The sequence below is a fragment of the Streptomyces sp. NPDC047515 genome (assembly GCF_040643055.1).
Taxonomy (GTDB): Bacteria; Actinomycetota; Actinomycetes; order Streptomycetales; family Streptomycetaceae; genus Streptomyces.
The window spans coordinates 201,599-225,146 of sequence record NZ_JBEYTM010000002.1 but is presented as its reverse complement, the minus strand read 5'-3'; the positions used below and the strand labels follow the sequence as shown (position 1 = coordinate 225,146).

Annotated in this window: 26 protein-coding genes and 2 pseudogenes; 17 read left to right on the top strand and 11 right to left on the bottom strand. The window is 70.8% G+C overall.

What is annotated here, in order from left to right; genetic code table 11:
* Window positions 1-37 precede the first annotated feature (37 nt).
* The 5 genes and pseudogenes from ABZ826_RS02410 to ABZ826_RS02390 form a co-directional block, all read left to right on the top strand.
* Complete coding sequence (locus ABZ826_RS02410) at window positions 38-991, top strand: LysR family transcriptional regulator (protein ID WP_361440928.1); 954 nt, start codon at window positions 38-40, stop codon at window positions 989-991.
* Between the two features lie 86 nt (window positions 992-1,077).
* Complete coding sequence (locus ABZ826_RS02405; protein ID WP_361441147.1) at window positions 1,078-2,085, top strand: NAD-dependent epimerase/dehydratase family protein; 1,008 nt, start codon at window positions 1,078-1,080, stop codon at window positions 2,083-2,085.
* A gap of 258 nt (window positions 2,086-2,343) precedes the next feature.
* Entirely contained in the window at window positions 2,344-2,703 is a 360-nt protein-coding gene (locus ABZ826_RS02400) for a DUF952 domain-containing protein (protein ID WP_361440925.1), read from the top strand.
* Complete coding sequence (locus tag ABZ826_RS02395) at window positions 2,700-3,626, top strand: SDR family oxidoreductase (protein ID WP_361440922.1); 927 nt, start codon at window positions 2,700-2,702, stop codon at window positions 3,624-3,626. Before ABZ826_RS02400 ends, ABZ826_RS02395 begins: the two co-directional genes overlap by 4 nt.
* Before the next feature lie 81 nt (window positions 3,627-3,707).
* Window positions 3,708-4,121 (top strand): annotated as a pseudogene (locus ABZ826_RS02390) (MFS transporter); the annotation flags it as partial.
* Between the two features lie 98 nt (window positions 4,122-4,219).
* Here ABZ826_RS02390 and ABZ826_RS02385 read toward each other — a convergent pair.
* Window positions 4,220-4,699, bottom strand: a complete 480-nt coding sequence (locus ABZ826_RS02385) for a VOC family protein (protein ID WP_361440919.1) — start codon at window positions 4,697-4,699, stop codon at window positions 4,220-4,222.
* Between the two features lie 815 nt (window positions 4,700-5,514).
* Here ABZ826_RS02385 and ABZ826_RS02380 point away from each other — a divergent pair.
* Window positions 5,515-5,928: a hypothetical protein gene (locus ABZ826_RS02380; RefSeq protein ID WP_361440916.1), complete on the top strand. Its 414-nt coding sequence runs from the start codon at window positions 5,515-5,517 to the stop codon at window positions 5,926-5,928.
* Between the two features lie 400 nt (window positions 5,929-6,328).
* Here ABZ826_RS02380 and ABZ826_RS02375 read toward each other — a convergent pair whose 3' ends face one another.
* The 3 genes from ABZ826_RS02375 to sodN form a co-directional block, all read right to left on the bottom strand.
* The gene (locus ABZ826_RS02375) at window positions 6,329-6,898 is read right to left on the bottom strand and encodes a DinB family protein (protein WP_361440913.1); all 570 of its coding nucleotides are present in this window, start codon (window positions 6,896-6,898) and stop codon (window positions 6,329-6,331) included.
* On the bottom strand, window positions 6,895-7,137 hold the full coding sequence (locus tag ABZ826_RS02370) for a hypothetical protein (protein ID WP_361440910.1): 243 nt from the start codon (window positions 7,135-7,137) through the stop codon (window positions 6,895-6,897). Before ABZ826_RS02370 ends, ABZ826_RS02375 begins: the two co-directional genes overlap by 4 nt.
* A 382-nt stretch (window positions 7,138-7,519) precedes the next feature.
* Window positions 7,520-7,915, bottom strand: coding sequence for a superoxide dismutase, Ni (sodN, locus tag ABZ826_RS02365; RefSeq protein ID WP_327369805.1), 396 nt, complete (start codon window positions 7,913-7,915; stop codon window positions 7,520-7,522).
* Between the two features lie 180 nt (window positions 7,916-8,095).
* On the opposite strand from sodN, the gene sodX reads away from it, so the two are divergent.
* Complete coding sequence (gene sodX, locus ABZ826_RS02360; protein WP_361441144.1) at window positions 8,096-8,554, top strand: nickel-type superoxide dismutase maturation protease; 459 nt, start codon at window positions 8,096-8,098, stop codon at window positions 8,552-8,554.
* On the opposite strand, the gene ABZ826_RS02355 is transcribed toward sodX, so the two are convergent.
* On the bottom strand, window positions 8,458-9,087 hold the full coding sequence (locus ABZ826_RS02355; RefSeq protein ID WP_361440906.1) for a CGNR zinc finger domain-containing protein: 630 nt from the start codon (window positions 9,085-9,087) through the stop codon (window positions 8,458-8,460). The two genes, sodX and ABZ826_RS02355, sit on opposite strands and share 97 nt — an antisense overlap.
* An 89-nt stretch (window positions 9,088-9,176) precedes the next feature.
* Here ABZ826_RS02355 and ABZ826_RS02350 point away from each other — a divergent pair, with 89 nt between their 5' ends.
* The 3 genes from ABZ826_RS02350 (at window position 9,177) to ABZ826_RS02340 (ending at window position 11,340) form a co-directional block, all read left to right on the top strand.
* Complete coding sequence (locus ABZ826_RS02350) at window positions 9,177-9,938, top strand: class I SAM-dependent methyltransferase (protein ID WP_361440903.1); 762 nt, start codon at window positions 9,177-9,179, stop codon at window positions 9,936-9,938.
* A gap of 146 nt (window positions 9,939-10,084) precedes the next feature.
* Window positions 10,085-10,573: a SigE family RNA polymerase sigma factor gene (locus tag ABZ826_RS02345; RefSeq protein WP_361440900.1), complete on the top strand. Its 489-nt coding sequence runs from the start codon at window positions 10,085-10,087 to the stop codon at window positions 10,571-10,573.
* The gene (locus ABZ826_RS02340; protein WP_361440898.1) at window positions 10,570-11,340 is read left to right on the top strand and encodes a hypothetical protein; all 771 of its coding nucleotides are present in this window, start codon (window positions 10,570-10,572) and stop codon (window positions 11,338-11,340) included. Before ABZ826_RS02345 ends, ABZ826_RS02340 begins: the two co-directional genes overlap by 4 nt.
* 65 nt (window positions 11,341-11,405) lie before the next feature.
* Here the strand turns inward: ABZ826_RS02340 and ABZ826_RS02335 are convergent, their stop codons facing one another.
* From ABZ826_RS02335 to ABZ826_RS02325, 3 genes are read right to left on the bottom strand one after another with little or no spacing between them, the layout of a single operon-like run.
* Window positions 11,406-12,170: an amino acid ABC transporter ATP-binding protein gene (locus tag ABZ826_RS02335; RefSeq protein ID WP_361440895.1), complete on the bottom strand. Its 765-nt coding sequence runs from the start codon at window positions 12,168-12,170 to the stop codon at window positions 11,406-11,408.
* The gene (locus ABZ826_RS02330) at window positions 12,167-13,117 is read right to left on the bottom strand and encodes an amino acid ABC transporter permease (protein WP_361440892.1); all 951 of its coding nucleotides are present in this window, start codon (window positions 13,115-13,117) and stop codon (window positions 12,167-12,169) included. The genes ABZ826_RS02335 and ABZ826_RS02330 overlap by 4 nt, the downstream gene beginning before the upstream one ends.
* 29 nt (window positions 13,118-13,146) lie before the next feature.
* Window positions 13,147-14,094, bottom strand: coding sequence for an ABC transporter substrate-binding protein (locus tag ABZ826_RS02325; protein WP_361440889.1), 948 nt, complete (start codon window positions 14,092-14,094; stop codon window positions 13,147-13,149).
* Between the two features lie 523 nt (window positions 14,095-14,617).
* Between ABZ826_RS02325 and ABZ826_RS02320 the strand changes: the two genes are divergently transcribed.
* The 5 genes from ABZ826_RS02320 to ABZ826_RS02300 all read left to right on the top strand — a co-directional run bounded on the left by ABZ826_RS02320 (window position 14,618) and on the right by ABZ826_RS02300 (window position 19,351).
* Entirely contained in the window at window positions 14,618-15,829 is a 1,212-nt protein-coding gene (locus ABZ826_RS02320; protein ID WP_361440886.1) for an NADP-dependent malic enzyme, read from the top strand.
* Window positions 15,830-16,084: 255 nt separating this feature from the next.
* Complete coding sequence (locus ABZ826_RS02315) at window positions 16,085-17,050, top strand: zinc-binding dehydrogenase (protein ID WP_361440883.1); 966 nt, start codon at window positions 16,085-16,087, stop codon at window positions 17,048-17,050.
* A gap of 32 nt (window positions 17,051-17,082) precedes the next feature.
* A complete protein-coding gene (locus ABZ826_RS02310) occupies window positions 17,083-18,534 on the top strand; it encodes a cellulase family glycosylhydrolase (protein WP_361440880.1) in 1,452 nt (483 codons plus the stop codon).
* Between the two features lie 32 nt (window positions 18,535-18,566).
* Window positions 18,567-18,776 (top strand): helix-turn-helix domain-containing protein, encoded by a 210-nt coding sequence (locus ABZ826_RS02305; RefSeq protein WP_073745141.1) that lies wholly within the window; start codon window positions 18,567-18,569, stop codon window positions 18,774-18,776.
* Window positions 18,776-19,351: a Clp protease N-terminal domain-containing protein gene (locus tag ABZ826_RS02300; protein WP_361440876.1), complete on the top strand. Its 576-nt coding sequence runs from the start codon at window positions 18,776-18,778 to the stop codon at window positions 19,349-19,351. Before ABZ826_RS02305 ends, ABZ826_RS02300 begins: the two co-directional genes overlap by 1 nt.
* A 199-nt stretch (window positions 19,352-19,550) precedes the next feature.
* Here ABZ826_RS02300 and ABZ826_RS02295 read toward each other — a convergent pair whose 3' ends face one another.
* Complete coding sequence (locus tag ABZ826_RS02295) at window positions 19,551-20,546, bottom strand: helix-turn-helix transcriptional regulator (RefSeq protein ID WP_361440873.1); 996 nt, start codon at window positions 20,544-20,546, stop codon at window positions 19,551-19,553.
* Window position 20,547: 1 nt separating this feature from the next.
* The gene (locus ABZ826_RS02290; RefSeq protein ID WP_361440870.1) at window positions 20,548-21,405 is read right to left on the bottom strand and encodes a DUF4097 family beta strand repeat-containing protein; all 858 of its coding nucleotides are present in this window, start codon (window positions 21,403-21,405) and stop codon (window positions 20,548-20,550) included.
* Between the two features lie 162 nt (window positions 21,406-21,567).
* On the opposite strand from ABZ826_RS02290, the gene ABZ826_RS02285 reads away from it, so the two are divergent.
* Window positions 21,568-22,416, top strand: a complete 849-nt coding sequence (locus ABZ826_RS02285) for a hypothetical protein (RefSeq protein ID WP_361440867.1) — start codon at window positions 21,568-21,570, stop codon at window positions 22,414-22,416.
* 104 nt (window positions 22,417-22,520) lie between these two features.
* Here the strand turns inward: ABZ826_RS02285 and ABZ826_RS02280 are convergent, their stop codons facing one another.
* Entirely contained in the window at window positions 22,521-22,709 is a 189-nt protein-coding gene (locus tag ABZ826_RS02280; RefSeq protein ID WP_361440864.1) for a DUF6104 family protein, read from the bottom strand.
* 196 nt (window positions 22,710-22,905) lie between these two features.
* On the opposite strand from ABZ826_RS02280, the pseudogene ABZ826_RS02275 reads away from it, so the two are divergent.
* Window positions 22,906-23,265, top strand: a pseudogene (locus ABZ826_RS02275) (CU044_2847 family protein); the annotation flags it as partial.
* Between the last annotated feature and the right edge of the window lie 283 nt (window positions 23,266-23,548).

The following is a 23,548-nucleotide window of genomic DNA, read 5'->3' as shown; positions in this document are numbered from 1 at the left end:
TGGTGCGTCAGCCGTCCGCCGCCCTACGCTCGACGGCATGGAGCTTGAGGTGAGACACCTCAGGGCGCTGTGCGCCATCGCCGACACGGGCAGCCTGCACCGAGCGGCCCGCACGCTGGGCGTGAGTCAGCCCTCCCTGACCACCCAGCTGCGCCGGATCGAGAACGCTCTGGGCGCCGAGCTGTTTTGCCGGGAACGGACCGGCTGCCGACCGACGTTGCTCGGCCGTGCCGTCCTCAGCCGGGCCCGCCCGCTGGTCGACGGGATGGCCGCCCTGGTCAGCGACGCGAAGGCGGAGGCCGACGCGGTGCGCGCCTCCGGCCCGCGGCTGCGCATCGGCTGCACCGCCAGCCGGGTCATCGGTGGCTGGCTGCGCAGGCTGCGGCTCCGGCTGCCCGACATGGACATCTCGCTGCGGGTCGACGTATCGGCCGGCGCGCTGCTGCGCACGGTCGAGGCGGGCGGGCTCGACGTCGCCTTCGTGCATGAGGTCGAGGGCTGCCCGCTGACCGTCCCGGAGGGCCTGGTGCAGCGCGTACTCCTGGACCGCGAACCGCAGTTCATCTCCATGGCCCGGGACCATCCGGCCGCCGCCCGGCCCGTGGTCGACCTCGGGGACCTGGCCGCGGACCGGTGGATGGTCGACCCCACCGTCGACGGCGAATGGGACGGGCTGCGCCGGGTGTTCGGAGAGGCCGGCCTCGCGCCCACCGTCCTGCACGGCGACTACCTCACCGCCGCGTCCCTGGTCGTGCTCGGCGAAGCGGTCGCCCCCTGCCAGCCCACCTCCGGGCCGCGCGACGACATGGCGATCCGGCCGCTGCGCGACGACCCCCTCGCGGTGCGGCTGCTGTTGGTGTCCCGGCCGGGCGCCGACATGGCGACGGTGTACGCGGAGTTGGAGGCGGCCTACCGGGAGGCGGCCCAGCGCGCGGCCGGGTACCACCAGTGGCTGCTGCGCAACCGCAGTCCGCTCGCCCGCACTTCGTGACGGACCGCTGTCCGATTCCGCCGAGAGCGAGGAACGGTTCCGGTCCGGGCGTCCGGCGGGCAGAGTCGGGTCGCATGAGACTTCTGATGCTGGGCGGAACGGAATTCGTCGGCCGCGCCGTCACCGAGGCGGCGCTCGCGCGTGGCTGGGAGGTGACGGTGTTCCACCGAGGCCGTCACGCGCCCCCGCCGGGCGTGACGGAACTCCTCGGCGACCGCACCGCGGACGGCGGCCTCGCCGCGCTGGCCGGGGCCGCCGGTCGCGGCGGGGGCGCGGATGTCTGGGACCTGGTCGTCGACACCTGGAGCGGTGCCCCCTCGGTCGTACGGGACGCGGCCCGGCTGCTGGCCGGCCGGGCCGCCCGGTACGCGTACGTCTCCAGCCGCTCCGTGTACGACTACCCGGCCCCGGCCGGTCTGCCCGAGGACGGCCCGCTGGTGGCCGGTGCCTCGCCCGACGCCGGTGGGGACGTCCCGTACGCGCTCGCCAAGCGTGGCGGCGAACTGGCCGCGCTCGACGCCTTCGGGGACCGCGCCCTGCTGGCCCGCGCGGGGCTGATCCTGGGACCGGGGGAGAACATCGGCAGACTGCCCTGGTGGCTGCTGCGAATCGCCCGCGGCGGACCCGTACTGGCCCCCGGGACACCCGACCTGATGCTTCAGTACATCGATGCCCGCGACCTCGCCGACTGGCTCCTGGACGCCGGCCGCGCCGGTCTGCACGGGCCGTACAACCTGGTCAGCCGGCCGGGCCACGCGACGATGGGCCAGCTGCTGGAAGCCTGTGTACGCGCCACCGGCTCCGCTGCGGAACTCCGCTGGACCCCCACGGAAGCCATCCTGGCGGCAGGGGTGGAGCCCTGGAGCGATCTGCCGGTCTGGCTGCCGCCGGGCGAGTTGTACGACACCATGCACCGGGGCGATGTCAGCAAGGCGCACGCGGCCGGCCTGCGCTGCCGGCCGGTCGAGGAGACGGTCGCCGACACCTGGAAGTGGCTGGGGGAGCTGGGCGGCGTGGCCCCGCGACGGCCGGACCGGGCCCCGGTCGGCCTGGACCCGCGGGTGGAGGCCGAACTGCTGTCGCACACGGCCTGACGGGCGTACGCACACGTGGCTTGTGCCGATGCGCCCCGGGCGTGCGGCCTGCTCCGGCGCCGCCTCGGGTATCGGGATATCCGGGTGGATCGGACACCGAACGGCGCGCCATGACAATCATTTGTTCAAAAAAGCCGCATATCGCCCTGCATGCCCTCGCATGAGCGTAGACGCGGCACAAGTATTCGGGCGGCGGTGGTCGTGTCGGCGGCCACGCCGATGGCCCGCAGGGCGCGTCGACGCGGCTAGCTTTGGCCCATGGCCGAACTGCTGCTGCACCTCACCGAACGCCCCTTGTGGGAGGCGGCCCGCGGGATCGGGACGTACGAGATGTCCACCCGCGGCCGCACCCTGCACGAAGAGGGCTTCATCCACTGCTCGTTGCCGCACCAGCTCGACGGCGTGGCCGACATGTTGTACGGCGCCGGGAGCCGGGCCGGGGCCGGCGACCAGGATCTGGTGGTCCTCGTCATCGACCCCGCCCGGCTCCCGGCACCCGTACGGTACGAGTCCGTCGCGCCCGGCGGCGAGGAGTTCCCGCACATCTACGGCCCCGTCCCGGTGGACGCGGTCGTGGAGGTGCGCCCCTGGCTCCGCAAGGAAGGCGACCCCGTATGACCCCCGCACCCCCCACCGGCCCGGAGCGCATCGGTGCTCCCATCGTCGCCGTCACCGGCGCGAGCGGTGCGCTCGGCGGCCGTGTCGCACGGCGCCTCGCACGGGCCGGAGTGCCTGTGCGACTCCTCGGCCGCGACCCGTCCCGGCTGCCGGAGCTGCCCGGCGCCGTCGCCGCGCCGCCCGCCCCCTACGGCGACGGGGAGGCCATGCGCCGCGCCCTCGCCGGGGCGCACACCCTGTTCCTCGTATCGGCGCACGAGAGCCCCGACCGAGTGCGCCGGCACACGACGGCCGTGGACGCGGCGGTCGCCACGGGCGTCGAACGCATCGTGTACGTCTCCTTCGTCGGCGCCGCGCCGGAAGCGACGTTCACCTTCGCCCGGGACCACTGGCACACCGAGGCGCACATCCGGGTCGCCGAGGTCCGTTACACCTTCCTGCGCGACAACCTGTACCTCGCGGGGCTCCCGGCGATGACCGGCGCCGACGGAGTGTTGCGCGGTCCGGGCGGCGACGGCCGGGTGGCGGCGGTGGGACACGGGGACATCGCGGACGCCGCGACCGCCGTGCTGCTGGCCGACACCGAGACCGACGGCACCCGCCACGACGGGGTCACGTACGACCTCACGGGCCCCGAGGCCCTCACCCTCGCCGAAGCGGCGGAGGAGATCGGCCGGGCGGCCGGACGGGCCGTCACCTACGTACCGGAGACTCGCGATCAGGCCTATGCCTCACGCGCCGAGTACGGTGCCGAGGACTGGGAGGTGGCCGGCTGGGTGACGTCGTACGAGGCCATCGCCGCCGGCGAGATGTCCACGGTCTCGGACGCCGTACCGTACCTCACCGGGCACCCGGCGACGAGCCTGGCCACGTATCTCAGGGAGAACCCGGAAAGCTACCGGCATCTGCTGAAGACGGACTGAGCTCCGGCGGACCGGGCACACGGCGGGCGCCACAGCGGGAGGGGGAACGGACGGGCATGCGTACGGACACGTCGGACGACCATCGTCACGGGTGGCGTCGTCCAGGCCGTCGCCACTCTTTCCCTGGTGGCGCTCGGGACATCGGGGGCCTGGATCTGGCTCCTGCTGGTGGCCACGTTCATCGGTGGCATCGGCAACATGCTGATGATCGTCGGCTTCATGGTCACCGCGACCTCCGGACTCCCCGACGAGGAGCAGGGTCTGGCCACGGGTCTCGCCACCATGACCCAGCAGGTCGGCATCACGACGGGCATCCCGGTGATGAGCGCCGTCGCCACCGCCCGGATGTCCGCCCTCGGCGACACCGGTCCCGAGGGCGTCCTGTCGGGCGTCTCGGTCGCGATCCTGGTCGACTCGGCCCTGGTTCTGGCCGGCGCGCTGCTGGCGGGCGCCTTCCTCGGCCCCCGTCGGGCGAGGGCCGGCTCGCGGCGGTGACACGGGGCGCCTCCGCGGTGACACGGCCTGCTTCGTGGGCCCCCGCGGTGGCGCGAGGATGCCGGACGGATCGGTCTCCGTCCGGCTTCTCCGCCCTGTCAGCCCTGGTCGTGCGCATTCCGCAGCGCGGCGATGTCCAGCTTCTTCATGGCCATCATCGCCGCGGTGGTCCGGGCGGCCTTCGTCGCGTCCCGGTCGCTGATCAGATCGATCAGCGCGTCGGGGACGACCTGCCAGGAGACGCCGTACCTGTCCTTCAGCCAGCCGCAGGGCCCCTCTTCGCCCCCGTCGGTAAGACTGCTCCAGTAGTAGTCCACCTCGTCCTGGTCCGCGCAGTGGATCTGGAACGAGATGGACTCGTTGAACGTGAACTGCGGTCCGCCGTTCAGCCCAACGAACTTCTGGCCGTTGATCTCGAACTCGACCGCCATCGCCGACCCGGCGGGCCCGGGACCCGCTTCGGTGTAGCGGCCGATCCTGCCGAGGCGGGAGTGTTTGAAGACCGAGAGGTAGTACTCCGCCGCCTCCTCGGCCTGCCCGTCGAACCACAGACATGTGGTGAAGCCCTCGGTGGTCATCGCTGTCTCCTGTCGTGAGCACATGCCTGTCCGTCCTGCGCGCATGTCCACCCATACCGACTGATCCCGTCCCGGAAACTCATCGGTCACATGTGCGGTATCGGCGACACCCCGGCCGGCGGCCGACAGTCGCGGATCGGCGCGCGTCCGGTCCGGGCCGGGACCGATCCCGTCCTTCGCGTACGAAGAGGGGAATCAGTACCGTCCGGCTCCATGTGGTCCCGGTGGGTGCGGCGAGAGCGACCGTCGGCGCACACGACGACGGTGGCTGCATGGACGGTGACCGACAGCATCGCAGCAGGCAAACGTACCGGCACGAGCGCCCCCCGGATCGGACGAGGGCCGGCAGGCTCCTGGTGACGGTGAGGGCCGTGGCGACCGCCCCGGCCCTCACCCCGGACAAACGGCTCGCTCCCGAAGGGAGTTGACCCTACGCTCCTGGGAACGGGAGCGCGCAGTCCCGCAGGTTGCGGGAGCCGTGGCAGAGCGGCCCATTGCAATCGGCGTGCGGGAGGTCCTCCGCATGCCGACTGAGGGGGTTCGGGCGGACCTGCCCTCCCCGTCCGCGGGCTCGAATCCCGCCGGTCCCGCAGCCGCCCGGCCGATCCCACGCGATCGGCTCGGACGGTCCGCCCCGCCGGGCCGTTCCCGGAGTCGTCCTCTGTGGGCCCCTCGCGCAGTGAGCGCCCGGCACCAGCCGCGTCCGGCGCTTCATCAACGCCGCTTCCCCGCAACCGACTTCGGACACGGCCGAACGATTCCCGATGCCCAGAGGCGCCTTCGGAGAGTCCCGGGGAGACGCCTACCGTGTGGCCATGGACGTTTCCCCATTCGGCCGACGGGTCGGCAAGGCCTTGATCGTGACAGTGATCGCTACGGCCATATCCCATCTGCTTCTGTCCGATGGGCCGTCCCTGTCCCTGTGGAGCCAGGCGTCGGAGAACATGGGGGAGGCCGTGGCCTTCTCGGATGACCAGGCGTTCACGATGGCGGTCCTCAACACCATGATCGCCATGCCGGTCGTCCTCTGGGCCGGCATGCGACTGCTGCAGGAACGACGTGTCTACCCGATGGTGCTCGTGGGCACCCTCGGCTGGTTCGCCACCGTCGGCAACGGCATCGACAGTATCGACGACCACCCCGGCGCACTGCTCTCTCTTGGCGCTCTCGCCGCGTTCGCTGCTGTCACCGCGCTGTCCTCTCTCCCCCACGAGCCCCGTCGCACCTGAGGGGCGCTCGGCGCACCTGCGGCCGTACGAAGAAGTCCGCCCCCCCGGGGCGTCATGGACGCCGTGCCCGCCGGCCCGCGGACCGGCGGGCACGCCGCCGGAGCCGGGGAAGGGGGCTCCCGGACGTTTCGAACCGGACGGTCAGGCCCTTGGACGCTTCCGCGGCGGTCTGAGCACGAAAGTCCACCTGGCCGGCGACAGCCGGGCACGCCTCACACCTGTCCGCATGCCCAACGGCCCCACGGCGTCAGCTGATGTGGTCGGTGAGCACGCAGCCGTCCACGAGGGCCGGCTCCTTCTCGAAGCGGCCGGGGATTCCAGTCGCGTCGTCACAGAACAGGTGCAGGAGAGCCGCCCTCGTCCTCCACAGGCATGGAAAACGATCCTCGCTGCGAGGGACTCACTGCCCCACCCTTCCGTCGATGCGCTCGCGCAACAGGTCGGCGTGCCCGCAGTGACGGGCGTACTCGTCGATCCTGTGCACCATCAGCTCCCGCACCGCAATTCCGTCCTTCCCCAGACGCTCGCCCAGATCCGGGTGCTCGGCCAGCGCGGCGTCGGTCGCGGCCTGCTCGCGCTCCAGGTCCAAGTACGCGGTGTCGACCTCGGCCTGCTCGGCGACAGCGCCGTCGAAGTCCGCGTCACGCTCGCCGTACAGCTTCGGCAGCGGATCACCGTCGCTGATCCAGTTGCGCCAGTCCCGTTCCACCTCGGCGAGGTGCCGAACCAGGCCGAGCAGCGACATCGTCGACGGCGGGACCGACCGACGGGCCAGTTGCTCCGCGTCCAGGCCCTGGCACTTCATCCGCAGGGTCATGCGGTAGTTCGTCAGGAATTCCTGCAGCGTCGCCAACTCACCGTCCGGACTGGCTCCTTCGTTGTCGCGGGGATCGTCGTCCGGGTCGGCCCACATGTCGGGGTAGATGGTTGCCCGGCTCCAGCGTGCGGGTGTGTCACTCATGTGTGTCATGTTGGTCCGTGAGGGCCCGAGCCGGCCAGCGCATTTCTCAACGGTGACCACTTCCAGGCTCCGTTGAGGGCGAGGGCGAGGGCGGTGCGGGCGATGTCGCCGCTCCGGTCGGGGCCGAGCACGACGGGTTCGAGGGTTCGCCGGCATTCCTTCGCGCCGTCATCACGCTGCGGATCCACGCCCACCCGCGCCCGCAGCCCTGGTCTGCCCCCCGGCCGGCCGACGACCATAATGGTCACCGGCCGTCATCACACGCCCGAAAACATCACCCCGTGCACACGGGCTGATTGTTTGCGTTCGAAAGGCTCGTACGAAAGCCCTCAAGGCAAGAAGGCCCAGACGAAAGCCGCCAGCATCGGGACGATGAGTATGTCGAACCATCCGTAGCGAGGTCTCCTCGTTGCCCGGATTCCAACGTCCGCTTCGAGCGTCAAGCATGTCCAGCCTGTCTCCGGCCACGCGTCCGCCACCGTCACGCCACAGATCCACGCGCACCCGTGCCCGTACAAAGAAGACCGCACCCGGACCGTCATGGACGCCGTGCTCGGCGGCCTGCGGACCGGGTGCGGACAGGTAGCGATGTGACCCGCGAAACCGCAGGTCAGATGGCCTAACCTAAGATCAAGCCTTCTTGGTCTCCCAGAAGATCTTGTCGATCTCGGCGATGTAGTCCAGCGCCTTCTGGCCCGTCGCCGGGTCCGTGGAGGCCTTCGCAGCCGACAGCGCCTTCAGGGCGTCGTTGACCAGCTGGTGCAGCTCCGGGTACTTCTCGAAGTGCGGGGGCTTGAAGTAGTCGCTCCACAGCACCGAGACGTGGTGCTTGGCGAGCTCGGCGCGCTGCTCCTTGATGACCACCGCGCGGGCCCGGAAGTGCGGGTCCTCGTTGGCCTGGTACTTCTCCTGGACGGCCTTGACCGACTCCGCCTCGATGCGGGCCTGGGCCGGGTCGTACACGCCGCAGGGCAGGTCGCAGTGGGCGCTGACCTTCACCTTGGGGGCAAACAGGCGGGAAAGCATTGAGCTGTCCTTCCTCGTGATCGTCTTCTCAGGTGGGACATTACTCCGTGAGAGACGGGTTTTCGTGGGTGCCCCCATGGGCTTAGGCCAAAAGTCCAGGGTCGCAATGGGCCCAGTGGCCGAATGTACGGAACGCTGTACGGGACGGTGTACTGGATGGACCGGGGAGGTGCCGGAGAGATGCGGGAGGTGCCGGAGGTGTCGGAGCTGACGCGGGAGCAGCCCGCACGAGGGCTGGCCGGGCGTGTGCCGTTCCAGGTGGTGGAGGTGACCGGGCCGTCGATGGTGCCCACGCTGCATCACGGGGACTGGCTGCTCGTGCAGTACGGGGCGCCGGTGCGCCCCGGGGACGTGGTGATTCTGCGCCATCCGTTCCAGCAGGACCTGCTGGTCGTCAAACGGGCCGCCGAGCGCCGACGGGGCGGCTGGTGGGTGCTGGCCGACAACACCTTCGCGGGTGGCGACAGCACGGATTACGGGACGGTGCCCGACGAGTTCGTGCTGGCCAGGGTCCGGGCGCGCTACCGGCCGTTGAAGAAGGATCAGCGGTCGCTGTGGTCTGTGGTGACCTGGGCGGTCTCCGCGCTGCGGCCGGTGTCGGCGGCACGTTCCGTCTCCAGGCGTTTGCGGGCCCGGTAGGCGGCCACGTTGGCGCGGGTCGCGCAGCGGTCCGAGCAGTAGCGGCGGGAGCGGTTGGTCGAGGTGTCGAGGTAGGCGTTGCGGCAGGGCGCCGCCTCGCACAGGCCGAGCCGGTCCACACCGTAGGAGGTGAGATGGAAGGCGAGGCCCATCGCCGCGATGGCGGCGTATCCGGCCGTCGCGTTCGACGGATGGTCGGCCAGGTGCATGTGCCAGTCCGGCTTGCCGTCCTCGTCGCGCAGGTCGTGCCCGGAGATCTGCGGGCTGACGGGGAACTCCAGCAGTAGCGAGTTGAGCAGGTCGACGGCGAGCGTCTCGTCACCGCCGTCGGCCGCTTCGAAGACGGCGCGCAGCCGTGCCCGTACGGACCGGAAGCGGGTCACATCGGCGTCGGTCGCCCGTCGGGCCGCCTGCCGGTTGACGCCGAACAGCTCGCGGACCGCCTCGACGGAGGTGAGGGAGTCCTTGTTGCGGGCGGGCTCCTCGGTGTTGACCAGACGCACGGCATAGTCCGAGTAATAGGCCAGTTCCACTTGCAGTCCTTACGACGTCGGTCTAAAGTCTATGCAGCGAGTGATGTAATGGGCGTTTTCGGTTCCAGGGTATTACATGGAGGTTCCTCGTGACGGAGACGACGACAGGTACTGACTGGGCGGCCTGGCAGGAGAGCTGGGACCGTCAGCAGGAGTGGTACATGCCCGACCGCGAGGAACGGTTCCGGGTGATGCTGGACATGGTCGAGGCCGTGGTGGGGCCCCGGCCGAGAGTGCTCGATCTCGCATGCGGTACGGGAAGTATTACGGACCGGCTCCTCAAGCGGTTCCCGGAGGCCACCAGCACGGGCGTCGACCTCGACCCGGCCCTGCTCGCCATCGCCCGTGGGTACTTCGACGGCGACAAGCGCGTCACCTTCGTCACCGCCGACCTCAAGGACCCCGACTGGGCGGGGAAGTTGCCGTACGACTCGTACGACGCCGTCCTCACCGCCACGGCCCTGCACTGGCTGCACACCGACCCCCTCACCGCGCTCTACCGGCGGATCGGCGGGCTCGTCAGGGACGGCGGGGTGTTCATGAACGCCGACCACATGATCGACACGGAGACGCCCAGGATCAACGCGGCCGAACGGGCCCACCGGCACGCGGCCATGGACCGGGCGAAGGCCGAAGGCGCCCTCGACTGGGCGGACTGGTGGGCTCTCGCGGCCAAGGACCCGGTCCTCGCCGGGCCGACCGCCGAGCGGTACAGGATCTACGGCGAGCACGCGGACGGCGACATGCCGTCCGTGCGCTGGCACGCCGACACCCTGCGCGAGGCGGGGTTCGGCGAGGCGCGGACCGTCTGGGCCTCCCCGTCGGACTCTCTGGTGCTCGCCGTGAAGTAGCGGCAGCACGTGCGGGAAGGGGCGGTACGGGCCGGGACCCGTACCGCCCCTTCTTTTTCTCCTCCCTGCTGCAACCCGCCGTGTGTCCCGCCGCACTGGAAGGGTGAGACGGTCCGCGCCCGCGGACCCGGAGAGGGGCGCCGACGATGCGGATCGACGACGATGCCGCGCTGCACGCCTTCGTCGAGGGCAGGCGTACCGCACTGTTCCGCAGCGCGTACCTGCTGTGCGGAGACCGGCACGAGGCCGAGGACCTGGTCCAGGCCACGCTGGTCAAAGTGGTGCTGGGCGGGCGGCGGCACGGGCGGCTCGACAACATCGAGGCGTACGCGCGCAAGACCCTGGTCAACACCTTCATCGCGACCCGCCGCCGGTTCTGGCGACGCGAACACGCGTACGGCGAACTGCCCGACCGCGCGGGCCACGCGCCCGACACGGACACCGGCCTCGCGGTGCGGGCGGCCCTCGCCCGGCTCACGGACAAGCAGCGGGCCGTACTGGTGCTGCGCTACTGGGAAGACCTGAGCGTCGAGGCCACGGCCGGACTGCTCGGTATGCGGGAGAGCACGGTCAAGAGCCATGCGGCTCGGGGGTTGGCGGCGCTGCGCGCCGAGATGGCGGAGGAATTCGTATGAACGACGTGCGTGAGCTGCTGGGGCGGGTCGCCGAGGACGCGGGGCGGCCGGTCATCTCCACCCAGGCGGTGTACGCCGGGGCCGCCCGGGTACGTCTGCGGCGCCGGCTCACCGTCTCGGCCGCGGCACTCGCCGTGGTCGCGGCGGGAGCGGCGGTCGTACCGGGACTGGCCTCGGGCGAGAACAGGCAGAACGCCCCGGTGGCGGCCCCGGCCGAGCTCACGGGCAGCGACGGCCGGGCGCAGCGGCTGGTCGAGCTGCTCCCCGAGGGAGTGGGGAAGGTCGAACAGGTCTCGCTGGCCGTCATCATCAAGGGCGCCACCCCCGAGCAGGCCAGGGAACACCTGGACGGACCGCTGGACGGGCAGTACTCCGTACGCCGGGACGGCGGCGTCGGCTACCTCGTCATCGGCTTCCTGGACGGCCGGCAGACACGCAAGAAGTTCGGCGGGCAGGACCCGGCCGCCGATCTGTGCCGGCCGGGCAACGGGGAGCCGCGTCCGGACGACTGTGTACGCGAGGAACTCCCGGGCGGACGCGTGCTGACGACCTGGAAAGACGCCATGAACTACTCGGGCACGCCCAAGTGGGGTCCTGAATTCGTGGGGCGGCTCACCCTGAAGGACGGCGGGGTGCTGGCCGTACGGGACAGCACCGGGTTCACGAGCGACCGGGCGCAGGGGCCGCTGCTCAAGAACCCGCCACTGACCCGTGCCCAGCTGCGGAGCCTGCTGCTCAGCCAGGAGCTGCTGCCGAAGAAGGGGTGAAGCACGGGAGAAGGGTGGTACGGACCGGGTCCGTACCACCCTCCTCCCGCGTTCCGGTCGCGGCGCTAGAGGACCTTCGACAGGAAGGACTTCGTGCGGTCGTGCTGGGGATTGGTCAGTACGTCGCGCGGGTGGCCCGACTCGACCACCACACCGTCGTCCATGAAGACCAGCGCGTCGCCGACCTCGCGGGCGAAGCCCATCTCATGGGTCACGACGATCATCGTCATGCCGTCCTCCGCGAGCCCGCGCATGACGTCCAGCACGTCGCCCACCAGCTCCGGGTCGAGCGCCGACGTCGGCTCGTCGAAGAGCATCAGCTTCGGCTCCATGGCCAGGGCGCGGGCGATGGCCACCCGCTGCTGCTGACCGCCGGAGAGCTGGGAGGGGTAGTTCTTCGCCTTGTCGGCCAGGCCCACCCGGTCCAGCAGCCGCTCGGCCCGTGCCCGCGCGACGGCCTTGGACTCGCCCTTGACCTGGACCGGGGCCTCCATGACGTTCTCGATCGCCGTCATGTGCGGGAAGAGGTTGAAGCGCTGGAAGACCATGCCGATGTCCCGGCGCTTCAGGGCGACCTCGCTGTCCTTGAGCTCGTAGAGCTTGGTGCCCTTCTGGCGGTAGCCCACCAGATCGCCGTCGACGTAGAGCCGGCCGGCGTTGATCTGCTCCAGGTGGTTGATGCACCGCAGGAAGGTCGACTTGCCGGAACCGGACGGGCCGATCAGACAGAAGACCTCGCGCGGGGCGACCTCCAGGTCGATGCCCTTGAGGATGTGCGCGGCGCCGAAGGACTTGTGGACGCCCTCGGCCTTCACCATGGCGGCGGTCATGCCATGCCTCCCTTCGGGCGGCCCAGGGACGTCAGCTGCGCCCGGACCTTCTGCATCGGGGTCGGCGGCAGGCTTCGGCTCGAACCGCGTGCGTAGTACCGCTCCAGGTAGTACTGGCCGATGCTCAGCACCGAGGTCAGGATGATGTACCAGGCCGCTGCCAGGAACAGCATCTCCACCGTGGCGCCCGAGGTCTGCGAGACGTTCTGGGTGGCCCTCAGCAGCTCGGTGTACTGGGCGGCCACCGCCAGGGACGAGGTCTTGAGCATGTTGATGACCTCGTTGCCCGTGGGCGGCACGATCACGCGCATCGCCTGTGGGACGACGATCCGGCGCAGCGTCTTGGCGTGGCTCATGCCCAGCGCGTGTGCCGCCTCGGTCTGCCCCTCGTCGACCGACTGGAGGCCGGCCCGGCAGATCTCCGCCATGTACGCGGCCTCGTTGAGGCCGAGGCCGAGCAGCGCGCAGAGGAAGGGCGTCATGAAGGACGACCACTCGTCCTTGTAGATCGGCCCGAGGTTGATGTACTCGAAGACGATGCCGAGGTTGAACCAGACCAGGAGCTGTACGTAGACGGGGGTGCCGCGGAAGAACCAGATGTAGAACCACGCGATGGCGGAGGTCACCGGGTTCTTGGAGAGCCGCATCACCGCGAGGACGATGCCCAGGACCACGCCGAGGACCATCGCCAGCACGGTGATGACCACGGTGTTCTTGACGCCCGTGAGGATCTGGTCGTCGAAGAAGTAGTCCGGGATGGCGCCCCAGTTGACCCTGCCGCGGGCGAACGCGGAGACGAGCAGGGCGAGCAGACCCACGGCCACGACCGCGGTGACGTACCGGCCGTAGTGCCGGACGGGTATGGCCTTGATCGTCTGCGGTCCTGCGGCAGGTACGGGGGGAGCGGGCGGGGTGGCCGCCGGGTCCGCCTTCTCGATTTCAGTCACAGCCGATGCCTTTCAGCCCTGGACGTCGGTCAGGATCCGCCGTTGAGCTTGGCGTCGGTGACCGCGCCCGCCTCCACACCCCACTTGGCGACGATCTTTCCGTACTCGCCGTTCTTGATGATCGCGTTCAGGGCCGCCTGGATGGCCTTGGTCAGCTGGTCGTTGCCCTTGGCCACGGCGATGCCGTACGGGGCGGCCTGGACCTGCTCGCCGACGATCTGGAAGTCGTTGCCGCCGCCCGAGGTCTTCACCGCGTACGCGGCCACCGGGAAGTCGGAGGAGCCGGCGTCGGCGCCGCCGCCGCGCAGCCGGGTCTGGGCCTCCAGGTCGTTGTCGAACGCCTCCATGGCGATCGTCTTGCCGCCCGTGCACTTCTTCGACTCGGACTTGGCGAGGTCGTGCGAGACCGTGCCGCGCTGGACCACGATCTTCTTGCCGCAGAGGTCCGCCCAGGTCTTGATGCCCTGGTCGTCGCCCTTCTTGGTGTAGATCGAGACGCCGGCGGTGAAGTAGTCGACGAAGTCGACACCCTCGCCGACCTTCTTCTTGGTGGCCGAGTCGACACCGTTCTGGCGGTCCTTGGTGTCCGTCATGGACGACATGGCGAGGTCGTAGCGCTTGGAACGCAGACCGGTGAGCAGCGTGTCGAAAGTGCCGTTCTCGAATTCGAAGGTCACTCCGAGCTGCTTGCCGAGCGCCTCCCCCAGGTCGGGGTCGATGCCGACCGTCTTGCCGGACTTGTCCTTGAACTCGACCGGCGGATAGGCGATGTCCGATCCGACCTTGATGGTGCCCTTGTCCTGGATCGCCTTCGGCAGGAGGTCGGCGAGCGGGGCCTTTGCCGCGTCGGGGCTCTTGGAGCCCTTGTCGGTCTGGTCGCCGCAGGCGGTCAGCAGCAAGGTGCCGGCGACCGCGATGGCGCAGACCGCTGCAATCCGGGACTTCGCGGTCGTACGACGGGTGGTGCTTGCGGTCATGATCAGGTTCCTCCGGCAGGTGAGGGCTGTGTTGCCAGGCGGTGAATGACACGCGTCATCGGGTGTCGCCGCCCTGTGCGATTACGGCATCTTGCCATTCGGATTTGCCCAAACAGTGGGCCAGTCATGTCAAAATCGGGTAACGGGCGATTCCGAACCTCAAGCGGCCGGTACACCAAGGCCGGACCATCTGTGGGGATTTCATCTTCACGCCGCAGGATCTGCGGCGCGTCTCGACTGGTGGACGCCATTTCGCCGGTAGGCCGACTTGTCCAGATATTCGACTATGAGTCACATCACCGCGTCGAGATGGACTCGTCGGTCACGCGGTCCGTCGGGTAAAAAAGACCTTTACACCCCTCATCCGGGGCTCAGGACGCGTGTGCGGCGCGTCCGCGCGTATGTATCTCTCCCTGCCGGGGCGGGCCAACCGCCGACGCGGGGAACGTACGCGGTGCCCGCCCACCCCTCCTCAACCAGGAGTGGCCACCCTCAAACGATGAAGACTTAAGGGGTCAACACCATGGCAGCGGAGATCGTCAATCCTCGCAGCGACAGCACCACCGACAGCGCCACCGACGAGCCGTTCGATCCGGCCTTCGCGCTGCACCGCGGCGGCAAGATGGCCGTGCAGGCCACTGTTCCCGTCCGCGACAAGGACGACCTGTCCCTCGCGTACACACCCGGCGTCGCCAAGGTGTGCAGCGCCATCGCCGAGAATCCCGAGCTGGTCCACGACTACACCTGGAAGTCGCAGGTCGTCGCCGTCGTGACGGACGGCACCGCGGTGCTCGGTCTCGGAGACATCGGCCCCGAGGCATCCCTCCCGGTGATGGAGGGCAAGGCGATTCTCTTCAAGCAGTTCGGCGGTGTCGACGCGGTGCCGATCGCGCTCGCGACCACCGACGCGGACGAGATCGTCGAGACGGTCGTCCGCCTCGCCCCCTCCTTCGGCGGGGTGAACCTGGAGGACATCTCGGCGCCGCGCTGCTTCGAGATCGAGCGCAAGCTGCAGGAGCGGCTCGACATCCCGGTCTTCCACGACGACCAGCACGGCACCGCGGTCGTGACGCTCGCGGCCCTGCGCAACGCCGCGAAGCTGTCCGGCCGGAATCTCGGCGAACTGCGCGCCGTCATCTCCGGCGCCGGTGCGGCCGGAGTGGCCATCGCCAAGTTCCTGCTGGAGGCGGGGCTCGGCGATGTCGCCGTGGCCGACCGCAAGGGCGTCGTCAGCCGGGACCGCGAGGACCTGACCGACGTCAAGCGCGAGCTGGCCGAACTCACCAACCGGGCCGGGATCTCCGGGACGCTGGAGAGCGCGCTGGCCGGTGCGGACGTCTTCATCGGTGTCTCCGGCGGCACGGTGCCCGAGGCGGCCGTGGCGTCGATGGCGCCCGGCGCGTTCGTCTTCGCGATGGCCAACCCGAACCCCGAGGTCCACCCCGACATCGCGCACAAGTACGCGGCCGTCGTGGCGACCGGGCGTTCGGACTTCCCGAACCAGATCAACAACGTGCTCGCCTTCCCCGGCATCTTCGCCGGTGCCCTCCAGGTCCGGGCCTCCCGGATCACCGAGGGCATGAAGATCGCCGCGGCGAACGCGCTGGCGGACGTCGTGGGCGACGAGCTCGCGGCGGACTACGTGATTCCGTCGCCGTTCGACGAGCGGGTGGCACCGGCCGTGACGGCCGCCGTGGCCGCGGCGGCCCGCGCGGAGGGTGTGGCCCGGCGCTGAGGTCGGGGGCGGGGGTGCGGGGCCGGGCGCGGGTACACCCGCGGCGGGCCTGGTCCCGCCCCGCCCTTCCTGTGACTGGAGGGGTGCAACCGCCCCCTTTCCACAACCAGGGGGCGCACCCCGCCTCCTGCTCCCCGTCGCCGCGGCGGCCCGTTGCTGCCGGTACGGAGGAACACCCCGGCGGCTCCCGCACGCGGTGTGTGTCACACCCGTGGCCGGTTACGCCGGCTCGTGCCCCGGCCTATCGTCGAGGCCATGTTCGCCGCCTACGCATCCCGCATCGACCGCGACCAGCCCCTCAACGGCCTTGAGCTGGGCGAACGCCCCGCCCCCGAGGTACGACCGGGCTGGACCACCGTCAACGTCCGGGCAGCCTCCCTCAACCATCACGACCTCTGGTCCCTGCGCGGCGTCGGTCTCGCCGAGGACAAGCTGCCGATGATCCTCGGCTGTGACGCCGCCGGGATCGACGAGGACGGCAACGAGGTCGTCCTGCACTCCGTCATCGGGCAGACGGGGCACGGAGTCGGCCCCAAGGAACCCCGGTCGATCCTCACCGAGCGCTATCAGGGCACCTTCGCCGAGCAGGTCACCGTCCCCAGCTGGAACGTGCTGCCCAAGCCGAAGGAGCTCACCTTCGAGCAGGCCGCCTGTCTGCCGACCGCCTGGCTCACCGCGTACCGGATGCTCTTCACCAACGCCGGGGTGCGTCCCGGCGATTCCGTTCTCGTCCAGGGTGCGGGCGGCGGCGTCGCCACCGCCGCGATCGTGCTCGGCCGGGCGGCCGGGCTGCGGGTCCACGCCACCAGCCGCGACGAGGCCAAGCGCAAGCGCGCCGTCGAACTCGGCGCGATCGATGCGTACGAGCCCGGCGCACGGCTGCCGGAGCGCGTCGACGCGGTCATCGAGACGGTCGGTGCCGCCACCTGGTCCCACTCGGTGAAGTCGCTGCGGCCCGGAGGCACGCTCGTCATCTCGGGTGCGACCAGCGGCGACCGGCCCTCGCACGCCGAGCTGACCCGGATCTTCTTCCTGGAGCTGAAGGTCGTCGGCTCGACCATGGGGTCCAGGGACGAGCTGGAGGATCTGCTGGCGTTCTGCGCGACCACCGGCGTGCGGCCCGTCATCGACGAGGTGCTGCCCCTGGACCGGGCCCGCGAGGGCTTCGAACGGCTGGAAGCGGGCGGCCAGTTCGGAAAGATTGTGCTCACCTGCTCTTGAGGTGTGCGGGGTGAGCTGTTCTCATCTGCGCCATGCGAAAGCGGACGCGGATGGGCAGCGTACTCACCTCGGTCGTCACCACGCTCGTACTCGCGGCGGGGGCGCTCGCCCCCGCCGCCGACGCGCGTCCCGTACCACCCGACCCACCCGACCGGAGCAGCATCCCCCGCCTCACCGACGACGAGGGCCGCACCCTCACGCTGCGCGGCTGGAACGTCGAGGACAAGGCGAACCGCGGTGACCAGGCGCTGACCGCCATCACCGAGAAGCACTTCCGCGATCTGCGCGCCAAGGGCTTCGGCTTCGCCCGGCTGCTCATCTTCTGGGACGACCTGGAGCCGCGCCGGGGCCAGTACAGCGCCGCGTATCTGCGCCGGATCGACCGGGTGCTGGGCTGGGCGCGGAAGTACCGCGTCCAGGTGGTGCTCGACGCCCACCAGGACGTTTTCGGCCCGGCGTTCGGCCACCGCGGCATCCCTGCCTGGGCGACCCGTACCGATGGTCTGCCCTTCACCCCGCACCCCGACGACTGGTTCGCCGAGTACTTCGAGCCCGCCGTGCAGCGGGCCTTCACCCATCTCTACGAGGACTCCGATCTCCAGCGCGCCCAGGCGCGGATGTGGAAGGTCGTCGCCGACCGTTACGCGCACCACCCGGCCGTCCTCGGCTACGACCTGATCAACGAGCCGATGGGGGAGATCGAGGAGGGGGAGGACCTGGCGACGGCCGCCCGTCGCATCGAGTCCCGGCAGCTCACCCCGATGTACAACCGGCTCGCCCGTGCGGTCCGCTCGGTGGACCGGGCCAACTGGCTGTTCGTCGAACCCACTCCCGTCGTCGGCGAGGGCGTCCCCACCGGACTGGGGGCGGTCAGGGACCACCGGACGGTCTACGCACCGCACTTCTACAACACCGCGATGGAGGGGGGCGCCGACTACGACCCGTCGGCGGGCTGGATCGAGTCGTACGAGGCGGCCGTCACCGCGTACCCGGAGCGGCGGCACATCCCGGTCGTCGTCGGCGAATGGGGCCCGCTGAACAACACGCTTCCGCGGATGGGCCGCTTCTACCGGGACGCGATGGCCTCCCTGGGCCGCTACACCTCGGGCTGGGCCGGCTATGTGTGGTGCTACGGCGGCGGGTACTGCGCACTCGACAAGGACGGGGCCTTCGCGGCGAACAAGGAGCTGACCGCCACGCCGTACGCACCCGCCGTCGCCGGAACGGTCCACTCCGACACGTACGACGACACCACCGGCGTCTACCGGCTCTCCTACACGGCGGGCCGCCGCGGCACCACGGAGCTCTCCCTGCCGCCGACCGCCGGGAACTGGCGGGTCGACGCGGGCGGCCGGCCCCAGGTCCGCAGACACGGGGGAGAGGTACGTGTCCGGGCCCGTGAGGGGGCTCGCGTCACGGTCACGGTCACCCGGACGCCGCCTGACCGAACCGGTTTCGGCGGCACGCTTGTCAATGAGGGTTGACGCGAGGAGTCTTGTCAACGAAAGTTGACATCATGACCGAAGCAACGGATCTCGCCGCGCGTGCCGGTGACCACGACCCCCGGGTGGGCCTGCGGGCGGTCGCCGCACTGCGGCGGCTGCTGGAACAACTCGAAGCCGTCCAAGTCAGAAGCGCCCGCGCGAAGGGCTGGTCGTGGCAGGAGATCGCGGCCGAGCTGGGGGTCAGTCGGCAGGCCGTGCACAAGAAGTACGGGAGGCATTGATGTTCGAACGATTCACCGAGAGCGCCCGAGCGACCGTGACCGGCGCGGTGACCCATGCGGAACGCGCCGACGCCGGATCGATCACCGAGGAGCATCTGCTGCTCGCCCTGCTGGACCAGGAAGGCGGCCGGGCGTCGTTCGCCGCCACGGCGCTGGGGCTCACGGACCGCAGGGCGTCGGTGGAGGCGGCACTGGCCGATGCGCGCAGACGCGGCGGTATGACCAGGGCCGACGCCGACGCGCTCGCCGGTATCGGCATCGACCTCACCGCGATCGTCGCCCGGGTCGAGGAGGCGCACGGCGAGGGAGCCCTGCGGGGCGACGGCGAGGGCCGGCGCCGGTGGGCGGGCAGGCGCCCGTTCACCAGGGAGGCCAAGGGGGTCCTGGCGAAGTCGCTGCGGATCGCCCTGGGCCGCGGCGACCGGTTCATCGGCGAGGAGCACCTTCTGCTGGCCATGACCCTCGGTCCCGGCGTGGCCGCCGATGTCCTCGCCGAGCACGGCGCGACCTACGAGACGGTCGACCGCGCGCTGTACGGGGACGGCGGCGCGGGGCGCGAGCGGAAGGCGGGCTGAGGGGCTTCTGGGGGAGCCGGGGGCGGGAGGGGCCGGAGGGGCCGGAGCGGTGGGCGGTACGGCGAAGCCCGGGGAGTGCCCCGGGCTCCGTCCGGTCCTTGTTCCGTGCCGGTCGCGACTCCGGTCCGGTCCGTGGTTTGCGCCGGTGTCTGTTCCGCGCCGGCCTTTGCTCCGCGCGGTCCTCGTTCCGCGTCGCTTCCTACCCCGCGCCGTCGGTCTCCTTCCGCAGCAGCGCTCCGATGTGGGCCGCCGCCGTCGACAGATGACGGCGGGCTTCCGTCAACTGCTCCTCGGTGACGCCCCGGTCGCGGGCCGCGTCGCGAATGTCGTCGCGGAAGCGGTCGAGCAGGCGGTCCAGGTCACGGGCCGGGTCGCCGGTGGTGGCGGTGTCCTTGCCCCACTCCGGGTCGGCACCGGCGGGTTCCGGCTTGATGTACGGGGGCCGGCTGCCCGTCCTGGCGAAGCTGCCCAGCTGGCCGGTGATCTCGGCCAGCCCCTCGCGTACGCCGGCGGGCCAGTCGCCCCGCGCGAAGTGCTCCTGGACCTGGCGGGCGGCGTTCTGCATCTGTTCGCGCGCCCTGTCCTGGGCCTCCTTGGCCTGACGGCGGGCCTGCTGGGCGTCCTCGCGGGCGCGACGGGATTCGTCCTTCGCCCGGCGGGCCTGCTCCTTCCATTCCTGCTTGGCCTTGCGCAGCTCCTCCTTCGCGGCGCGCCACGCCTCCTTGTCGCCGAGGTCCCCGAGGTCGCCGAAGACGGACTCCCGGTCGCCGGTGCGGCCGGTACCGGCGCCGGTGGAGCTGGAGGTGTGCCGGGTCTCGTGCGCCGCGGCCCGCATCTCGCTGCGCAGCTTGCCCGCGGCGCCGCGTACGGCGTCCCGTATCTCGGCGGCCAGTTCGGAGACGGAGTCCCGGATCTCCATTTCCAGATCGGCCAGTTCGCCTGTGCGGCCGGCCAGCTCGGCGCGGCCCGCGTCGGTGATCGAGTAGACCTTGCGGCCGCCCTCGGTGGCGTGCGTGACGAGGCCCTCGGCCTCCAGTTTGGCGAGGCGCGGATAGACCGTGCCCGCTGAGGGCGCGTACAGGCCCTGGAAGCGTTCCTCCAGGAGTCGGATCACCTCGTAGCCGTGGCGCGGGGCCTCGTCGAGCAGCTTCAGCAGATAGAGGCGGAGACGCCCGTGGGCGAATACGGGAGGCATGTCAGAGCACCTTTCCGGTCGGCGCGGCATCGTACGGATCGTCCTCGGCCGGCGGGCGGCGCAGCAGGGCGATCGATCCCGAGACGGTCGTCGCCCGCAACGTGCCGGTCCCGGCGCCGAGCGTGCCGGTGATCTTCTTCGCCCCCCACTGTCCGCTGACCCGCAGATCCTCGAAGCCGTTGGAGACGGCGCCGCTCGCGGTGTTCGCCTCGACCGTCGCGTCCGCCGGGTGCGGCAGTCGGATGGCGACCTCGCCGGACACCGTGGTCAGCCGGACGTCCGTGGGCCTTCCGGTCGGGTCCAGGTCCAGCACCATGTTGCCGCTGACGGATTCCGCCCGTACCGAGGTGCCCGCGCCCTCGACGACCGTCAGGTCGCCCGAGACCGTCTGGAAGCGCAGCTCACCGGTGACCGACTGGGCCTCCATGCTGCCGGAGACCGTCTCGGCCCGGACCGGGCCGGCGAGCCCGACGAGCGTGGTGTCGCCGGTGACGCCCCGGATGTCCGTACGTCCACGGATTCCGGAGACCACGGCCCCGGCACCGACCACACCGACCTCCACCGTCGCCCCGGCCGGCACGGCGAGCGAGACGACCGCGCTGCGGTGCCAGCCCTTGCGGTCGAACCAATCGAGGAAGCCGTTCCACGGCAGACCCTCGTAGACGACCGTGAGGGTGCCGCCCTCCTGGGTCACGATCAGTGGCGGGCCCTCGATCGAGGAGATCTCCAGTCGGGCGGTCCGCTCCTCGGTGCCGACGACGTTGACGGCGCCCCCGACGATGCGGACATTGAGCGAGGTCACGGGGGCGTCGAAAGTCAGCTTCTGGGGCTCGTCGATGGCCCATGTCGACACAGGCATGGATCTGACCTCCTGGGACGCCGCATGACGCAACATATCGCGTCTCTTGCGGAACACGATATATCGCGGATCGGGGAAGTCAAGGGGAGGCGTGATGGCGCCGGTCGTCCCCTGCGCGCCAAATGGCGCCAAACAGGGGCGAATTACCCTAGCGTGTGAGGCATGAACGCGACATCCCCCGTGGGGGCGCTGCTGCTGTGCCGTACCGAACCCGAGAACGTACGGACGGTGGCCCATCTGCTGCGCGAGCGGATGCTGCTCGCGCCCGCCGGTGACGGGTGGTCCGTCCTCGTCCCCGAGGGAAGGCCCTGGCGGGACGGTGGCGAGGGGGGTGCGGACGCGGAGCCGGTCGACCGGGTCGTGGCGGGCTGGGCCGCCGCGCTCGCCGTCGGCTCCACCTGGCCCGTCCTCGCGCTGTGGTGGGACGGTGACCGGGCCGGTCACACACTGGCGTACGGATTCCGCCGCCCGGTCGGTTACGTCTGGCTCGCGGACGGCACTCCGGTCGGGGAGGACGAGGCGATGCGTACGTTCGCCGAGCGATTGGGCCTCGACCCCGTGCTGGATGTCCAGGCGCTCGAAGAGCTGATCCGCCCGGACCCGGACGCCGATGCCCGCATCCGGCTGCGCGGGCTGCTCGCCGTCCTCACCCGGATCGGGCTGAACCTCCCGCCCGGCCTGGACCCGGACACGCCCGGCGACCGGCTGTACACGGCGGCCGACGGCCGGCCGGAGACCGAAGCGATCAGCTGGACCGGTCGGCGTGAGGCCGTGCGGGCCCCACTCGACGCGGTCGAGAACAGCCGCCTCGGACCCTGGATGCGCGGCCCCGGGGCCCGGCTACTGGGCGGCGCCCAGGTGGCGGCCGGACTCCCGCTCGCCCTCTGGGGGATCGGGCGCCGCAGCGGCGGCTGGACCTTCGCCGGGGTGCTGCTGACGGCGCACGGGGCGCTCGGCCTCGCGTACGACCGCTTCAGGGCCGAGAGGACCGGGATCGTCGCAACGGACTGATCAGAGAGGAAGCAGATCGATCAGGGGACGGAGCAGATCGATCAGCGATCGAAACGGGCCGATCAGGGATCGGAGCGAGCCGATCAAGAGTTGGAACGGGTCGACTACTCGCCCTCGTCCTCGTCCTCGTCGTCGAGGCGGGCCAGCCAGGTGGCGAGGCGCTCGACCGGCACCTCGAAGTCGGGATTGAGATCGACGAACGTACGAAGCTGCTCGGCGAGCCACTCGAAAGTGACCTCTTCCTCGCCTCGCCGCTTCTCCAGCTCCTCGATACCGCGGTCGGTGAAGTACATGCGGCAAGCCTAATGCCTGGTGACAGCCCCACGACGGCCGGGAGCGCACCCCTCGGCGCGGTCCGCGACGGCCGCGCGGAGCCACGGCGAACCCGCCGAGAACCGGTCGGCGGCGTTCCGGCGTCCTGGTCAATGAGCCTCGCATCGGCCGCGTACTGCCGTTAGCCTGCGGGTAGTTGGGGGAACGGGGGGTTTCATGGGTGACAGCGAGGCCCGTATCACGCGCATCGAGATGCCGGACGGCACACCGGTCTGGGCGCGGATCTCCGGGGCGGAGGAGCTGGCCGAGCCCGCCCGGGGTCCGGCGTTCACGGACATCGGGTACGGGGACTTCGCCGAGCGCGTACAGGCCCGGGTCGAGAGCCTGCAGGGGGTCGTGACCAGCGTCGCGCGTTCGCTCGCCGAGCCACTGCGAGCGGTGCGGCCCGACGAGGTCAGCGTCGAATTCGGCATCGAGCTCACCGCGAAGGCGGGCAAGGTCGTCGGCCTCCTCGCGGACGGCGAGGCCAAGGGTGGCATCAAGGTCACGCTGACGTGGAACGGTGGAGGCCCGCCCGTCGATCCGCCGATCCCGGCGCAGAGCGGGGCGCGGGCGGTGGGGCAGGCCACGGCACCCCAGCCCCAGCACAACGCGCCGCCCCCCGATCCTGGTGCGCGCACTGCGCCGCCCCCCACTCCCGGCGCGCACCCCGTGCCGCCCCCCGAGCCCGGTGCGCAGGCCGCATCGCATGGCCAGCCGCAGCCGCAACCCGCCCCGCCCATGCCGCCTCCGCCCTCCTCGCCGCCCGGACATCCGCCTGTGCCCGCGGTGCCCCCGGCGGTGCCCCCGGACCCAGGCG

Coding starts and splice junctions, on each gene's coding strand:
- ABZ826_RS02315 (WP_361440883.1), top strand. CDS start 16,085: ATGTTCGCCGCCTACGCATCCCGCATCGACCGCGACCAGCCCCTCAAC.
- ABZ826_RS02310 (WP_361440880.1), top strand. CDS start 17,083: ATGCGAAAGCGGACGCGGATGGGCAGCGTACTCACCTCGGTCGTCACC.
- ABZ826_RS02405 (WP_361441147.1), top strand. CDS start 1,078: ATGCTGGGCGGAACGGAATTCGTCGGCCGCGCCGTCACCGAGGCGGCG.
- ABZ826_RS02300 (WP_361440876.1), top strand. CDS start 18,776: ATGTTCGAACGATTCACCGAGAGCGCCCGAGCGACCGTGACCGGCGCG.
- ABZ826_RS02320 (WP_361440886.1), top strand. CDS start 14,618: ATGGCAGCGGAGATCGTCAATCCTCGCAGCGACAGCACCACCGACAGC.
- sodN (WP_327369805.1), bottom strand. CDS start 7,915: ATGCTTTCCCGCCTGTTTGCCCCCAAGGTGAAGGTCAGCGCCCACTGC.
- ABZ826_RS02285 (WP_361440867.1), top strand. CDS start 21,568: ATGAACGCGACATCCCCCGTGGGGGCGCTGCTGCTGTGCCGTACCGAA.
- ABZ826_RS02290 (WP_361440870.1), bottom strand. CDS start 21,405: ATGCCTGTGTCGACATGGGCCATCGACGAGCCCCAGAAGCTGACTTTC.
- ABZ826_RS02335 (WP_361440895.1), bottom strand. CDS start 12,170: ATGACCGCCGCCATGGTGAAGGCCGAGGGCGTCCACAAGTCCTTCGGC.
- ABZ826_RS02345 (WP_361440900.1), top strand. CDS start 10,085: ATGCGGATCGACGACGATGCCGCGCTGCACGCCTTCGTCGAGGGCAGG.
- ABZ826_RS02340 (WP_361440898.1), top strand. CDS start 10,570: ATGAACGACGTGCGTGAGCTGCTGGGGCGGGTCGCCGAGGACGCGGGG.
- ABZ826_RS02280 (WP_361440864.1), bottom strand. CDS start 22,709: ATGTACTTCACCGACCGCGGTATCGAGGAGCTGGAGAAGCGGCGAGGC.
- ABZ826_RS02385 (WP_361440919.1), bottom strand. CDS start 4,699: ATGACCACCGAGGGCTTCACCACATGTCTGTGGTTCGACGGGCAGGCC.
- sodX (WP_361441144.1), top strand. CDS start 8,096: ATGCGGGAGGTGCCGGAGGTGTCGGAGCTGACGCGGGAGCAGCCCGCA.
- ABZ826_RS02380 (WP_361440916.1), top strand. CDS start 5,515: ATGGACGTTTCCCCATTCGGCCGACGGGTCGGCAAGGCCTTGATCGTG.
- ABZ826_RS02395 (WP_361440922.1), top strand. CDS start 2,700: ATGACCCCCGCACCCCCCACCGGCCCGGAGCGCATCGGTGCTCCCATC.
- ABZ826_RS02295 (WP_361440873.1), bottom strand. CDS start 20,546: ATGCCTCCCGTATTCGCCCACGGGCGTCTCCGCCTCTATCTGCTGAAG.
- ABZ826_RS02410 (WP_361440928.1), top strand. CDS start 38: ATGGAGCTTGAGGTGAGACACCTCAGGGCGCTGTGCGCCATCGCCGAC.
- ABZ826_RS02325 (WP_361440889.1), bottom strand. CDS start 14,094: ATGACCGCAAGCACCACCCGTCGTACGACCGCGAAGTCCCGGATTGCA.
- ABZ826_RS02375 (WP_361440913.1), bottom strand. CDS start 6,898: ATGACACACATGAGTGACACACCCGCACGCTGGAGCCGGGCAACCATC.
- ABZ826_RS02400 (WP_361440925.1), top strand. CDS start 2,344: ATGGCCGAACTGCTGCTGCACCTCACCGAACGCCCCTTGTGGGAGGCG.
- ABZ826_RS02305 (WP_073745141.1), top strand. CDS start 18,567: ATGACCGAAGCAACGGATCTCGCCGCGCGTGCCGGTGACCACGACCCC.